The organism is Pseudoalteromonas phenolica (assembly GCF_005886345.1).
Taxonomy (GTDB): Bacteria; Pseudomonadota; Gammaproteobacteria; order Enterobacterales; family Alteromonadaceae; genus Pseudoalteromonas; species Pseudoalteromonas phenolica_A.
The window spans coordinates 15,205-31,380 of sequence record NZ_PNEC01000003.1; the positions used below are offsets into that span (position 1 = coordinate 15,205).

A 16,176-nucleotide genomic window follows, 5' to 3' on the forward strand; every position below is an offset into this window, starting at 1 on the left:
TCAGCATGAAATTTAATCAGTACGCGTTTTGCTTAATGGCAGCTTTCTCTTCTTTTGAAGTATTATCAGCACCGCCAGTTTCACTTCAAGTTGCAAAACCACATACAACATTATTTGCAGACATTGATAGCACAGATAACCGAGTCATTGCCGTCGGTAAATTTGGCACTATTGTGACTTCAGCAGATGGACATACTTGGCAACAAGCTGAAGTGCCAGTTCAATCTCTTCTAACAGCTGTCACAATAAAGTCTGATAAATCAGCATGGGCTTGTGGCCATGATGCAACCATAGTACATAGCTCAGATAATGGTAAAACTTGGCAATTGCAGCAGTATTTACCTGAAAAAGGTAAACCGTGTTTAGATATTGAATTTATAGATGATAATACTGGGTTTGCTATTGGTGCTTACGGCATGTTTTATAAAACATCTAACGGCGGTCAAACTTGGCAATCTCAATTCATCAGTGATTTTGTGCACCCTGATGACAAAGAATATCTTAAAGAGCTAAAGCAAGATGATCCTGAAGCCTATCAAGATGAAATTAAATTTATTCTCCCGCACTTTAATCGCTTACTGATAAAAGATAATGTTTTTTATCTCGTTGGTGAAATGGGCTTAGTTGCTAAAAGTGAAGACAATGGCATGTCCTGGCAGAAATTCGAAGAGTTTTATTCAGGTTCATTCTTTAGTGTAAACGAAACAGCCGATGGACAGATTATGGTTGCAGGATTAAGAGGGAATGCTTTTATTAAGCCCCCAAATAGTATTGATTTTGCTGAAATTGAAATACCGCAAACGGCTTCAATTAATTCGATTTTACCATCTAATGATTCATCTCTACTTTTTGCAAACTCTGGGTTAATCCACTCTTTCGATGGTAATCAGGTAATTAGTGAGCAACTGCCTTCAGGTCATGCAATTTTGTCAGCGACTATATTTAACAATAAAGTAATTATGGCAACAGAAAAAGGGCTAATTACTTGGGGAGATATCAAGTAATGAAAGCTTTATTAAACAAACTCGAATATGTTGTATTTCGCCACAGGCTATTTATGGTGTTGGCGTTTTTATTCGCCACTGTTTTTCTTGGTTATAAAGCGACACAAATTCAGTTAGACGCAGCGTTTACAAAGAATATACCTCTGCAACATGATTACATGAAAGTGTATCTCAAACATGAAAAGCAATTTGGTGGTGCCAACAGTATCTTAATTTCTGTATGTGATGCCAATGGCAACATTTTTAATGAAACATTTTTTTCAACACTAAAATCTGTTCATGACCAACTTTATTTCATCCCTGGTGTTAATAGACCACTAGTTAATTCTATTTTTTCTCCAAGTGCGCGCTTTGTAGAAGTTGTAGAAGATGGCTTTGCTGGGGGACCTATTATTCCTGCTAATTTTGCACCAACAGAACAAGGTTTAGCAGTCGTAAAGCAAAACATTGAAAAGGCTAATGTAGTGGGGCGCATGATAGCGAGTGACTACAGCTGTGCCATGGTAACCGCGCAATTATTAGAGACTGATCCGCAAACGCAGGAGAAGTTAGACACGTTGGCGTTCGCTAAAAAGTTAGAAGATGAAATTCGCAAGCCGCTAGAGAGTGATAATGTGAGTATTCATATTATAGGCTTCGCTAAAATGGCTGGTGACATTGCAGATGGTGCGAAAGGTGTCCTGCTATTTTTTGTTATTGCAATTGTCTTCACCTTTATCATGGTGTGGTTATTTTGTAAGAGTTTCAAATTAACACTTCTGCCTATTTTATGTTCATTAATCGCTGTTATCTGGCAAATGGGTTTATTGTCTTCACTAGGGTTCGGTTTAGATCCTATGTCAATTCTTGTGCCATTCTTAGTTTTTGCAATTGGTGTGAGTCATGGTGTGCAGATGATAAATGCCATTGGTAAGAAAGTTTCTGAAGGGGTCACGAGTAAAGTTGCAGCGCAAGCCAGCTTCAAAGCACTACTTATTCCTGGTGGTATTGCACTACTATCAGATACGGTTGGCTTCTTAACTTTACTAGCAATTGATATTGGAATTATTCGAGAGCTGGCTATCACTGCAAGTTTAGGTGTTGCTGTTATTATCTTTACTAATCTACTGTTATTACCTGTACTAGCTTCTTATTTTAACTCTTCAAAGATCAAATGTGTTGATGATGGGGATACAGCCTCGCATAAGCTATTCACTGCGATGCGCGAAAGCTTAGTGTCAGCAACAGATCCAAAGAAAGCAAAAATGATTATTTTTGTGTCTCTTTTGTTGTTTGTTTTCGGTTATTGGCAATCAAACAATATGAAGATAGGTGATCTACATGCTGGTGCCCCAGCGCTCCATGAAACAGCAAGATACAACCAAGATACCTTTTTGATAAATGATAGATATACGATTTCATCAGATATCTTAAAGGTACTTGTAGAAGCTTATCCTGCGGCCTGTACTGAGTTTGATACCATGGAACGAGTCAGTCGTTTCCAATGGCGCATCGAGAACTTGGAAGGTGTTCAATCGGCAGTATCCTTAAGCTCTGTTGCGCAATCAGTGAATGCTGGATATAACGAAGGTAATTTAAAGTGGCAAACGCTTCCACGCAATAGTGCTTCTTTAGTTCAGGCTACTTCTCGAGTAGAAACGAGCTCTGGTTTACTAAATGGTGATTGCTCAGTTATGCCAATTGTGATCTTTATGCAAGATCACAAAGCTGAAACCATTGATCATGTAGTTGCTAAAATCAAAGAGTTTGCAGAGATAGAAAATACTGACAAGCTTCAATTCAAGTTAGCTTCGGGTCCAATAGGGGTGATGGCTGCTACCAATGAATCCGTTGCTGAAGCTCAAATCCCAATGATGATCTATGTGTATGGTGCTGTCATTATTCTATGCCTATTAAGCTTTAGAAGTGTTAAAGCGACCATTGCAGTTGTTTTACCTCTTTACATCGTATCAACTTTGGCGCAAGCGCTGATGGTGAAGCTTGAAATTGGTTTAACTGTTTCAACATTACCAGTGATTGCCCTAGGCGTGGGTATTGGTGTTGATTATGGTATTTATATTCTCTCGTCCATGATGTCACAGCTGAAGCAAAATGTGCCTTTATCGATTGCCTATCGTAATGCTCTGGCTGAACGAGGTAGTGCTGTACTATTCACTGGTATTACGCTCGCAATAGGCGTGAGTACTTGGATATTCTCTGCACTTAAGTTCCAAGTTGATATGGGTATTCTATTAACCTTCATGTTTTTAGTGAATATGTTAGGTGCAGTACTATTATTACCTGCAATCGGTACGTTATTATGGCCTGACCAGAAAAAAAATTGTGAATAAATGTGCTGTAAATTGGCAAGGTTTGTCACTTTATATCTATTATTTGTGAATAGATGAGCAAACAGCTGAAAAGCTTAAAATGTTTTCGTCGAAAAGGCTGTTTATTAGCGTCAGAAAGGTTAGAATTTACCTGACTCCACGCTAATAAATGGCTGTACAAATAATCTACCGTTCAAGGTGGTATAGATTAAGGAACACATATGACACAAAATGAAGGTCCAGCATCTGTTATCTTAGATAATGTATGTAAGTTGATCCAAAAGAAAGTTCATGCAGACAATGTGTCACTCGTTGAAACTTTTGCCAAAGCCTTGTACAGCAACATGTCTAAAGAGGATCTGGCAAAACGTAACGACAGTGACCTATACGGTGCAGCACTGAGCCTTTGGAATTCACTTGAAAAAAATACGTCTGATGAAGCCGTAATTAGAGTGTTTAACCCAGAGGTATCAAAAGATGGTTGGCAATCGTCTCATACGATTGTTGAGATCATCGCAAACGACATGCCGTTCTTAGTTGATTCAGTACGTATGGCAATGAATCGCCTGAACATCGTCTCTCATCTACTTCTTCACAGTCCGTTGAAAATCAAACGTGACGAAAACAGCCAAATCTCAGCAATTTCAAATTTAAAAGCCGAGCAAGAATCAAATTCTACTAAAACTGTTTTCTTTATCGAAATTGATCGTCAAACAGATACTCAAGCAATTGAAACTTTGACAAGTGAATTACAGTCAGTTCTAAAAGACATTTCGCTTGCAGTAGCAGACTGGTTGCCAATCAGAGACAAACTTGTTTCTGTGACAAATGAGCTTCCATCTCGTAACTTCGGTTGTTCTGAAGCTGAAGTAAAGGAAGCCGCTGAATTTTTAGAATGGCTAGTAAAAGATAACTTTACGTTTATGGGCTACCGCCAGTATGACTTGAACCCAGTGCAAGGGGACTACGAGTTAAAACCGGTTTCAGGTACTTCTTTGGGTCTTATGAAGAATACGTCTGATGAAAACAGCCGTTTACTTTCTGAGTTACCAGAAGTCGCCCGTAAAGAAGCACGTAGCAATAACTTATTAATTCTTACAAAAACAAATTCGTTATCACGTGTTCACAGACCAGCTTATGTTGACTACGTTGGTATCAAACGTTTTGATGATAAGGGTAATGTAGTTGGTGAAGACCGCTTCATTGGTTTATTCTCTTCAAGCTTTTACAACAACAGCGCAGCAGATGTGCCAATCTTAAAAAGCAAGATTAATCGCATCATGGAAGCATGTGACTTTGCAAAAGGCACGCACGCATACAAAGCGGTATTGAACATCCTTGAAACTTATCCTCGAGATGAATTAGTTCAAGCGCGTGAAGCTGAGCTTTTAGAAGTTGCAACCGGTGTTTTACAGGTTCAAGAGCGCAACATGTGCCGTCTATTCATCCGTAAAGATGTTTATGGCCGTTTCTTCTCTTGTATGGTGTATGTACCTCGAGAGAGATATAACACAGCGCTTCGTCGTGAAACTCAGCAACTCCTTGCCCGTTCATTTAATTCAACGGATAAAGTTGAATTTACCACTTTCTTCTCAGAATCTACGTTAGCGCGTACACATTATATTGTGCGTGTAGCTGACAACAATATTGAATATAACGTGAAAGATATCGAAAATAATTTAGTTGAAGCGGCCCGCACTTGGGAAGATAAGCTTCAAGCAGCGCTTTTAGAAAGCAATGGCGAGTCTCGTGGTAATGAGCTAAACCGTAAATATAGCAATGCGTTCCCATCGGCATATAAAGATCAAGTTTTACCTTCAGCTGCGGTTGTCGATATCGAAAAGCTTGAAACGCTAGATGAAGAGAACAAACTCGAAATGCTGTTCTATCGTCCTCAAGAAGAAGCAAACTCTAACATTGTTCGTTTAAGCTTATTCCACAAAGATGAGCCTATTCACTTGTCAGATGTAATGCCGATGCTTGAAAACTTTGGTTTACGTGTTATTGGTGAAACACCCTATGCAGTGAAAACCAGCGATGGTCAAGTAAACTGGATCATGGATTTCTCTATGCTACTTGATAGCAAAGAAATTTCTGATTTCCATCAAGTTTCAGCGCGTTTCCGTGCAGCACTAACAAATGTTTGGAACAACCGTTTAGAAAATGATGGTTTTAACCGTCTAGTGCTTATGGGTGGCTTAAAAGGTCGCGAAGCGTCAATTCTTCGTGCATACGCTAAGTATATGCGTCAAATCGGTGTGACTTTCTCTCAGTCATATATCGAAAATACTTTTGAGCATTATCCTCAGATCGCAAGCAAGATTGTTGAGCTATTCACCAAAAAGTTCTCTCCTGCAAAACCAGCAGCGCAGAAGACCTTAGACAAGCTAGTTGTAAGTATTCATGAAGACTTAGAACATGTAGCAAACCTGGATGATGACCGAATCATTCGCTTATATGTTGATATGATCAATGCAACGCTTCGTACTAACTTCTTCCAAAAAGAAGCTGATGGTACGAACAAATCATATGTATCATTCAAAGTACAGCCAAGTGCGATTCCAGAAATGCCATTACCGCTGCCAGCGTTTGAAATCTTCGTATACTCGCCTCGCGTAGAAGGTGTCCACTTACGAGGTGGTAAAGTTGCTCGTGGTGGTTTACGTTGGTCTGACCGTCGTGAAGATTTCCGTACCGAAGTACTGGGTCTTGTAAAAGCACAACAAGTTAAGAACACTGTGATTGTGCCTGTTGGTTCAAAAGGTGGCTTCGTTTGTAAGCAGCTTCCAACAGAAAGAGAAGCTTTCTTCAAAGAAGGTCAAGAATGTTACAAACTATTTATCCGTGGTCTATTAGACATCACTGATAACATCATTCATGGTGACATTGTACCACCTGTTGATGTTGTTCGTCACGATGAAGACGACCCTTACCTAGTGGTTGCAGCTGATAAAGGGACGGCAACATTCTCAGATATCGCAAATGGTATTGCCGAGGAATACAACTTCTGGTTAGGTGATGCGTTTGCTTCAGGTGGTTCTATCGGTTATGACCACAAGAAGATGGGTATTACAGCGAAAGGTGCTTGGGAGTCAGTTAAACGTCATTTCAGAGAAATGGGAATCGATTGTCAAACAACTGATTTCACTGCGGTAGCTATTGGTGATATGGCAGGTGACGTATTTGGTAACGGTATGCTTCTATCTAAGCATATTCGTTTACAAGCTGCATTTAACCACATGCACATTTTCATTGACCCGAGCCCTGTTGCGGCAAGCTCCTACCTAGAGCGCGAGAGATTATTTGCACTACCTCGCTCAAGCTGGGAAGACTACGACAAGTCACTAATTTCTGAAGGTGGTGGTATATTCTCTCGTGCTGCTAAGTCAATTACGCTTTCACCAGAAATTAAGAAAATGCTTGGCACTAAAAAAGCGAGCATGACACCAAATGAATTGATCAAAGCATTATTAATGATGCCTTCAGATCTTTTATGGAATGGTGGTATCGGTACTTACATTAAAGCTAAATCTGAGACAGATGCTGATGTAGGCGACCGCGCGAATGATGCACTGCGTATTAATGGTTCTGAGTTAGGTGCAAAAATCTTTGGTGAGGGTGGTAACTTAGGTGCGACCCAACTCGGTCGTATAGAGTTTGCTGCTAAAGGTGGCCGTATCAATACGGACTTCATCGATAACGTAGGTGGTGTTGCGTGTTCAGATAATGAAGTAAATATCAAAATCTTGCTTAATGGTTTAGTGGCAGAAGGTGACTTAACTAAGAAGCAACGTGATGAATTACTTTACGCAATGACAGATGAAGTATCTGAGCTGGTATTGGCTGATTGTTACCGTCAAACTCACACGCTTTCTATCACTAAGTCTAAGGGTCCTGCGACGCTTAAAGAGAAGATCCGCTTCATCCATGCTTTAGAAAAAGATGGCAAGTTAGACAGAGCTATCGAGTTCCTTCCGACAGATGAAGAATTAGCAGAACGCGCAGCTGCAGGTCAAGACTTAACGCGTCCTGAGCTTTCTGTTCTTGTTTCTTACTCTAAGATGGTACTAAAAGAGTCTTTAGTAACAGATGAAGTTTCTGAAAACCCTTATTACCGTCAGTTATTGGTGAATTCTTTCCCTGTACCGCTTCGTGACAAATTCAATGCAGCAATGGATAACCATCCACTGCGCAAAGAAATTATTGCGACTAAACTTGCGAATAATATTGTTAATGACATGGGTCTTAACTTTATGGTTCGTATGCATGAAGAAACAGGTTCGTCAGACAGCGAGATTGCACTGTGTTACTCAATTGCAAGTGCGATTTTTGAAATGACAGGCACTTGGAATGACATTGCTGATTTAGATAACCAAATCTCAGCAGATGTTCAAACTGAAATGCTATATCAACTTCGTCGTACAGTTCGCCGAGCAACACGTTGGTTCTTGCGTCACCGCAACAAGGCTATGACCATTGAACAAACAATTGCGTTCTTTGCTCCGACATTTAAAGATGTAAGTGCAAACCTAAACGGTTACTTAGTTGCTGACGAAGCTGAATCAATTGCTAGAAATGCAGATAAGTTGATTGAACAAGGCGTTCCTTCTGAAATTGCTGCAAGAATTGTTTCTCTATCTAGCTTGTTCTCAGTAATGGACTTAGCTGAAGTTGCAGATAACTCGTCTAAAGCAATTGATATGGTATCTAATACTTACTTCAAGTTAGGTGCGAAAATGGGTCTGCATTGGTTCTTAGACCAAATTACGGCTCAGCCAGTGACAAACCACTGGCAAGCACTAGCACGTGCTTCATATCGTGAAGAGCTAGATTGGCAACAACGTTCATTGTCTGAAGTTGTACTTAACAGCCTAGAGACTGACACAGCAGATGTGAATGAACTTGTAGAGTCTTGGATGGATACTCAATCTGTGTTGCTAACGCGATGGCAGCATATGCTTCAAGAGTTTAAGACGTCACAAAGTCACGACTTTGCGAAGATTTCAGTTGCGCTACGTGAATTAATGTTACTTAGCCACAACTGTGACACTTCCAAATAATTTATAAACCGCTAAAATACCTCAGCTTTGCTGGGGTATTTTTTTGCCCTGATTTTTTAACGTTTACTAAGGAGTTTTCATGTTTTATGAACTAGCGCGTCGCTATATGTTCGGTCGAGATGCCGAGTGGGCCCATGATTTTGCATTGGGTAACCTTCGTCGTTTTGCCAATACACCGCTCAGCATGGCTTGGTCGCAATCTGTCGCAGATAAACCTGTAAACTTTCTTGGTATAGATTTTAAAAACCCAGTCGGTCTCGCTGCCGGACTAGACAAAAATGCTGAATGTATCGATGCGTTTGGTCAAATGGGTTTTGGTTTTATTGAAGTTGGCACGGTAACACCGCGTCCTCAAGCTGGTAACGATAAACCACGAATTTTCAGGCTACCTGAAGCACATGCTGTTATCAACCGCATGGGTTTCAATAACAAAGGTGTTGATAATTTAGTAAACAATGTAAAAGCTTCAAAATACACAGGTGTTTTAGGTATCAACATTGGTAAAAACAAAGACACGCCAAACGAAAAGGGTAAAGATGATTACATTCACTGCATGCGAAAAGTATTTGAGCATGCTTCTTACATCACTGTGAATATTTCATCACCGAACACACCTGGGCTTAGAGATCTACAATATGGTGATGCTCTGGATGACTTACTACAGAGCCTGAAAAATGAGCAAGTCGATTTAATTGCAAAACACAATAAATCGGCACCAATGCTTGTGAAGATCGCACCTGATGTTGATGCGGTTCAAGTTCAACAAATTGCCGAGTCGCTTATGAAGAATCGTATTGACGGTGTAATTGCGACAAACACAACCCTTGAGCGTGAAGCCGTTAAGGGTTTACAGTACGCTGATGAAATGGGTGGATTGTCTGGTCGTCCAGTTCGCGAAAAATCGACCTTTGTTGTCAACGAATTGAAAAGGATCACTGAAGGCAAACTTCCGATCATTGGTGTAGGTGGGATCGACTCAGCAGATTCTGCGAAAGAAAAACTGAATGCGGGTGCAGATTTAGTTCAGGTATATACAGGGTTTATCTACGAAGGGCCGCAATTGGTTAAGCGTATTCTTGACGCTTTATAATGATCAGTTATATAACTAAACGATCCTTTTAAATTTGTTCTTATAAACATTTTTAACATTCGTTATTTTTCGCTATACTCCTGTCACTAACTAGATATGGCTAGTAGGCAGGAGATTTCACAGTGCAAGCTTCTAAAGAATGGCAGTGGTTACGTTGTAATGAACGCAATCGACTTCTCATTGACTTAGGCGATGAGCTTCAACTTTGCACCCCCTACAAGTTACACCAACTTACTGGTGACTCATTATCTAACCCGAATTTTTGCATCGATGATGCAGAATACTACCAAAACGTATACTTTTACCTGCAAAACTTTAAGGTCTGGACTGACGCCCAGTGTTGTCAAATAGCTTTAAACGCGACAGCTGCTAAGTTTCATTTAAAACCCATGCTTGCAAAAAGTTGGTTTTTTTGTGAATACACAGGGAATGCTGACAGAACTGAAGCCATCATTGCACTTACTTCATCTGAGCAAGCCGGTGAATTTTTCATCGTCGAGTGTGACGCTGAGAGTTCATTGTGTATTAGTTTAAACGCTGAGTTCAAACTAGATGAGCACCTTACTCTTGAACCATTTCAAGCAATACGAGTTTTGAATAATCGTATTCACCCTCTGATGTTAGCTGACAAAATTAACAAAACAGCTTAACTCTACAAGGCAAGCAACGAACAACCTGTGATATACTTTCGACCATTAAAGTATATAGGGTTAAAACATTGCAATTTATCGCACTTACTTCCATTGGTATTGAAAATTTATTAGTCGATGAAATCAAAGAGCAAGGCTTAGAAGTTATCAAACAGTCTGTTGGTTCAGTAAAGTTTGAGGCGGATAATAGCCAAGCACAACGATTTTGTTTAGTCACACGTTTTGCAACACGTGTCATGCTGCTTCTAGAAGAAAATGCAGAAATAAACACCAAAGAAGATTTATATAAATTTGCACGTTTTCAGCCTTGGCAAGAATTCTTTGGCCCAAAACAAACATTTGCTATTGAATTCAATGGTACAAATCAGGCTTTAAAAAATACTCAATTCTCAGGCTTGGTGATTAAAGATGCTGTCGTCGATTATTTCAACGACTTGTTTGAACAACGTCCAAACGTAGATAAAGCCGAACCAAATATTCGTATTGTGGCTAAATTAAATAAAAGCCATTGTATGCTTTATCTTGATTACTCAGGCCCACGATTATCAGATAGAGGTTACAGAACTCGTCAGGGTAAAGCGCCTATTCGTGAAAACTTAGCAGCCGCATTAGTTAAACGCAGTGGTTGGTTGAATGATGTAAGCCAGCCTCTATTTGATCCATGTTGTGGCTCGGGTACTTTACTCATTGAAGCAGTTGGAATGGCAAACAAGGTGCCTGCAAATATTAATCGCAAGTTTGCATTCCAAAACTTACCTAGCTTCAGACCGACAAAATTTGATGAAATCAAACAGGCTTTGAAAAGCGAAATAACAGAAAACAACGTATGGATCATGGGGTCAGATTTTGATGAGCGAGTGATCAATGTCGCACAACAAAATGCGCGCAGAGCTGGCGTTGAGAATCTCATCGATTTTAGTGTTAAAGATGCAAATAAATTGTCTCAAGTTGCCAAGCGTTCTGGTGTTGTATTAAGCAACTTACCTTATGGCGAACGTTTAGGTGCGATGGCTGAACTTATAAACCTATACAGAAATATGGGTTTAGGCTTTAAAAAGTACTTTCAAAATTGGCAACTTGCACTATTAGGCACAGATGAAAGCTTATTCAAATTACTTAAATTAGCTAAATCTAAAACCTATAAGTTTAAAAATGGTCCACTTGATGTTGCACTCTATCTTTACGATGTGAACGAAAAGCAGGTAAGTCAGAGTCAAGAGAAGACAGGTTTGAACTTTGAAGGTTCAACGGCTTTTGGCAACCGTTTAAAGAAAAATAAAAACGCACTTAAGTCATGGATTAAAAAAGAGGGAATTAATGCTTATCGTTTATATGATGCTGACATTCCTGAATACAATGTCGCTGTTGATCTTTATAACGATTCAGCGGTTATCTTTGAATATGCAGCCCCGAAAGAAATTGACGATACCGTAGCTCAAAAACGTCTACAAGACGTCATCACCTTAACGTCTGAACAACTTAATATTGCAGCTGAGAATATTGCAGTTAAGGTTCGTAAAAAGCAAAAAGGCGATGCGCAATACAACAGCTTTGACAAGCAAAATCGGGTTGATGTTGTTGAAGAGTTTGGTGCTAAATTTAAAGTAAACTTGTTCGATTATCTAGATACAGGTTTATTCTTAGATCACCGTTTGGCACGACGCTATATTCAGAAAAATGCAAAGGGTCAACGTGTATTGAACTTATTCTCTTACACCGGAAGTGCGTCTGTGCATGCAGCAGTAGGTGGCGCTAAGTCGGTTACAACCGTTGATATGTCAAAAACCTATTTAAAGTGGGCAGAAGAAAACTTTGCACTAAACAATCTCAAGAATCCTCGCTTTAGATTTGAGCAAGCAGATTGTTTAAAGTGGCTCGAACACGCACAAGGTCAATATGATTTGATCTTTTTAGATCCACCCACCTTCTCAAACTCAAAGCGTATGAAAGCAGAGTTTGATGTACAGCGAGATCACATCAAATTGATGGAGTGGGTGAAGAAAATCTTAAGCCCAAAGGGTACCTTATTGTTTTCTAATAACAAACGTGGATTCAAAATGGATGAGGTCGCATTAATGGGCTTAGGATTGAAAGCGGTGAATATCTCTGACAAGACACTCTCACCCGACTTTAAACGCAATAAACAGATCCATAATAGTTGGTTGATCACACATGGATAAGTTTACCCTATATCATACCGAGGGTTGTCATTTATGTGAGCAAGCCTTTGAGTTATTGAATGCTCAGTTACAGTCTGAGCAAATAATTTTAAGAGATATTGTCGAAGAGCCAGAGTTGATAGAAAAATATCAGTTCATCATTCCTGTTGTGGCAAATAAAAACAACCAAGAGCTAGGTTGGCCATTCGACGAGCAAACATTAAAAGAGTTTATAAACTAAGATGGATTTAATCAGAATTGCAAAAGCACAGTTAGCTTTTGGCACACACCCATTATTAGATAATGCTGATGCGGTGATTGAAGCCGGTGAACGCGTTTGTATTGTTGGACGTAACGGCGCAGGTAAATCAACTTTACTCAAAGTACTAGACGGACAAGTTCAACTCGACGATGGTGAAATCAACCAAGTTGGTGATTTAAAGGTATCACGATTAGAGCAAGATCCGCCAAAAGGTGCTGAAGGCTCAGTGTTTGATTATGTAGCGAGTGGCATTCCAGACATCGCAAATTTACTCATTGAGTACCATCATGTCAGCGAGCAAATGCAATCAGACTACTCTGAGTCTGTACTAAATAAATTTGAGAAATTGTCTTCTCGTATTGAAGCACAAGATGGTTGGCGCTTCGAAAGCCGTATTAAGTTGGTTTTAGCACAGTTAGAGCTGACTCCTGATATGCGATTAGAGAAATTATCTGGTGGCTGGTTAAGAAAAGTAGCCCTAGCAAAAGCACTTGTGAGTGAACCTGATTTACTGTTACTTGATGAACCAACAAACCACTTGGATATGAACAGTGTTATTTGGCTTGAACAGTTTTTAAAAGACTTTAAAGGCGGCATTGTATTCATTTCGCACGATAGGGCGTTCATCCGCAGTATTGCAACACGTATTCTAGATTTAGATCGTGGTAAATTAATTTCTTACCCAGGTAACTACGAAAAATACCTTGAGCAAAAAGCGCACGACTTGAAAGTAGAAGAAGCGCAAAATGCCTTGTTTGATAAAAAATTGGCTGAAGAAGAGGCCTGGATCAGACAAGGTATTAAAGCACGTCGTACTCGAAATGAAGGTCGTGTAAGAGCATTAAAAGCACTACGTGTAGAGCGAAAACAGCGAGTAGAGCAAGTTGGTAAAGCTGACTTTAACATCGAAACTGCAGATCGCTCTGGCAAGCTTGTGTTTGAAGCTAAAAATTTAAAGCATGCATTTAAAGACAAGCCTATCGTTAATGATTTCTCGACCCTTGTTATGCGTGGGGATAGGGTAGGACTAATAGGTCCAAACGGTGTTGGTAAGACAACCTTACTTAAATTGTTATTCGGTCAACTTGAAGCCTTATCCGGCAGTGTAAAGCAGGGCGTAAACCTAGAAGTCGCTTATTTTGATCAATACCGAGAGAAGTTAGACGAAGAAGCAACAGTTCAAGATAATGTTGCTGAAGGTAAGCAAGAAGTCATGATGGGTGGTCGCAGCCGACACGTTCTGGGCTATCTACAAGATTTCTTATTTCCGCCAGCTAGAGCAAGAACACCCGTTAAAGCATTGTCAGGTGGTGAGAAAAACCGCTTATTATTGGCCAAGCTTTTCCTGAAACCTTCAAATGTGCTTGTGCTAGATGAACCGACAAATGACTTGGACATTGAAACACTTGAGTTGTTAGAAGATATTATTAATCAGTATCAAGGCACAATACTAATCGTTAGTCACGACCGAGAGTTTATTGATAACACTTGTAATAGTGTCTGGGCGTTTTCAGGTGATGGTGAAGTGATTGATATTGTTGGTGGTTACACAGACTATCAGGTGTATAAAGCTGAGCTCGATGAAAAAAGAAAGCAATTAGAAAAACAGCAAGTTGTGCAAACTGCTAAAGAGATAAAAAAAGATAAGAACAATAACAAAAGTAATAAGCTAAGTTACAAATTAAAACTTGAATTAGAGCAACTGCCAAGTAAAGTAGAAGCCCTTGAACTAACCCTAGAAGAACAACAGGCACTGGTTAATGATCCTGAGTTCTTTAAAAAACCTCAGCAAGAAACGCAAGCAGCATTGAACCAATTGGCTCAAATAGAGTCTGAGCTTGAAACCGCTTTCGCCCGCTGGGAAGAGTTAGAAGAATTACAGAATCAGTAGTAAGGATCAAAATGAAAAAAACAATTTTAGCAGCAAGTATGTTGTCTGTACTAAGTAGTACGGCATTCGCTGCTACTTACCAGTTAACAGAATTACCACGTCATCAAAATAGTAAGAATACTTTTATCTCCGATGTGAACGAAGCTGGTGATGTAATTGGTGCAGCAAGTTATTTGTTTGATATCCCGATTGATGTTAGCTATATCGACTTTGAAGATTCTCTAATTACTTCAAGCTATGATCGCTATGTAGATGGTCTTGATATCATTGGTGAAAAACCCTCTTTCACTTTAGATGATATTAAGAATGGGGCTGCTGATACGAACTCTGATGCAAAAGGGTTTATGGTATCATTTTTGTCAGGCCAAGATGGAAATGCTGAATATCAAAAACTGAGTGACCGTATTGCATTAAACTTAACAGCCACTAGTGCAGATGAATTCATTTTATTTGATACAGTGACAGATTTTTCTGCATCTTATTCTCGCTCAGTAAGTAATTACCCGACTTCAATTACTGAAGATGGAGTTATTGCTGGTTGGGGTTCTGCACCTTATCGAAAAGAAGTATTTATTAAAGAAGGCGAAGACGATACCACTTATTTTGTTCGTGATTGGCCTTCAAGAGGGTTAGTGATCAGCCCTAATGGTGATAAAACAATTCTTGAGCCTGAAATTGACACCTATGGTGGCACTTCAATGGTTACAGACATTATCAAAATGGATAATGGCAATTATGTAGCAGTTGGAAGTAGCAGTGTTTCTATCCCAGTAAACCGTCAAGAAAATTATGATGATAATTGTGATGGTGTTGATGAGCCTGAAAATGTTTGTGCTTGGGGTTACTTGCGCGGGAGTTTCTATAATACAGAAGCATATCAATGGGAACTAGATGCTAACTACAATGTTTTGGCAAAAACTAAGCTAGGGTTAGGCATTATTCGTCAAGATGATGAAAAAGATGCCTTCGGTAGTGTAGCCATGGCTGTGAATAAAAATGGTATTGCAGTTGGTTATTCACACGCTCGAAACAAAGAAGACGATGGCAGGTATGCTTATGTTCAGGCGGGTTATTTTAAAGATGGTCAATTTACACGAATTCATGAACATGAAACGTATAGTCAAGGTGGTAAAGCGATAGATATCAATGATAACGATATTTTGATTGGTAACTACTTTGAACAATATGGCAACACGGTAATTGAGCAATCTAGTTTTTATTATGATGTTGCAAATAAAACATATACAACCATTCCGACTTTCTTTAGCGGCTCTCAAACAACTGTTAGAGATATCAATAATAATGGTTTGATTATAGGTCAAGCAGAAATAGAAAAAACCACATCAGTGCCAAAATATGAAGCTTTTCTATATCAGATAGGTGCTGAAACAGTCATTAATATTAATGACCTTCTTCCATGCAAAGCTGCAGATGGTAGTGATTTTCCTTATATAATTGCTGAGGCTACGAAAGTTACTGACTCTGCTGAAATTTATGCAATAGCAACAAAGACAGTAGAAAGAAGAGACCGCCTTGGTAAAGTAATGAAAGACAGTGAAGGTGAGATTGAATATGAAGCAGTAGCTGTACCAGTTTTACTGACTCCTGTCGCAGGTGGAACTCAAGAAGCGTGTCCTCCTCCAGAGGCGGAAGAGTACGAAAGGCAGTCTGCAAGCTTTGGTTTCCTTTCACTCTTAGCTTTACCTTTAATGTGGTTTAGAAGAAGAAAACTTTAATTACATAGACATAAA

9 protein-coding genes are annotated in these 16,176 nt (G+C 39.5%); all 9 read left to right on the forward strand.

What is annotated here, in order from left to right; genetic code table 11:
* The first annotated feature begins 5 nt into the window (after positions 1 to 5).
* The 9 genes from CWB72_RS01550 to CWB72_RS01590 all read left to right on the forward strand — a co-directional run bounded on the left by CWB72_RS01550 (position 6) and on the right by CWB72_RS01590 (position 16,161).
* Entirely contained in the window at positions 6 to 1,004 is a 999-nt protein-coding gene (locus CWB72_RS01550; RefSeq protein ID WP_252371471.1) for a WD40/YVTN/BNR-like repeat-containing protein, read from the forward strand.
* Positions 1,004 to 3,334 carry an efflux RND transporter permease subunit gene (locus tag CWB72_RS01555; protein WP_138628736.1) on the forward strand — a complete coding sequence of 777 codons (2,331 nt, stop codon included), beginning with the start codon at positions 1,004 to 1,006 and terminating at the stop codon, positions 3,332 to 3,334. The genes CWB72_RS01550 and CWB72_RS01555 overlap by 1 nt, the downstream gene beginning before the upstream one ends.
* A 200-nt stretch (positions 3,335 to 3,534) precedes the next feature.
* Positions 3,535 to 8,373, forward strand: a complete 4,839-nt coding sequence (locus tag CWB72_RS01560) for an NAD-glutamate dehydrogenase (RefSeq protein WP_138628738.1) — start codon at positions 3,535 to 3,537, stop codon at positions 8,371 to 8,373.
* Positions 8,374 to 8,452: 79 nt separating this feature from the next.
* Positions 8,453 to 9,463, forward strand: coding sequence for a quinone-dependent dihydroorotate dehydrogenase (gene pyrD, locus CWB72_RS01565; protein ID WP_138628740.1), 1,011 nt, complete (start codon positions 8,453 to 8,455; stop codon positions 9,461 to 9,463).
* 122 nt (positions 9,464 to 9,585) lie between these two features.
* Entirely contained in the window at positions 9,586 to 10,113 is a 528-nt protein-coding gene (locus CWB72_RS01570; protein WP_138628742.1) for a cell division protein ZapC domain-containing protein, read from the forward strand.
* 68 nt (positions 10,114 to 10,181) lie between these two features.
* Positions 10,182 to 12,293 (forward strand): bifunctional 23S rRNA (guanine(2069)-N(7))-methyltransferase RlmK/23S rRNA (guanine(2445)-N(2))-methyltransferase RlmL, encoded by a 2,112-nt coding sequence (gene rlmKL / locus CWB72_RS01575; RefSeq protein ID WP_138628744.1) that lies wholly within the window; start codon positions 10,182 to 10,184, stop codon positions 12,291 to 12,293.
* Entirely contained in the window at positions 12,286 to 12,513 is a 228-nt protein-coding gene (locus CWB72_RS01580) for a glutaredoxin family protein (RefSeq protein ID WP_138628746.1), read from the forward strand. The genes rlmKL and CWB72_RS01580 overlap by 8 nt, the downstream gene beginning before the upstream one ends.
* Position 12,514: 1 nt before the next feature.
* Positions 12,515 to 14,425: an ATP-binding cassette ATPase Uup gene (gene uup / locus CWB72_RS01585; RefSeq protein ID WP_138628748.1), complete on the forward strand. Its 1,911-nt coding sequence runs from the start codon at positions 12,515 to 12,517 to the stop codon at positions 14,423 to 14,425.
* Between the two features lie 11 nt (positions 14,426 to 14,436).
* Positions 14,437 to 16,161 carry a DUF3466 family protein gene (locus CWB72_RS01590; RefSeq protein WP_138628750.1) on the forward strand — a complete coding sequence of 575 codons (1,725 nt, stop codon included), beginning with the start codon at positions 14,437 to 14,439 and terminating at the stop codon, positions 16,159 to 16,161.
* The last annotated feature ends 15 nt before the right edge of the window (positions 16,162 to 16,176 follow it).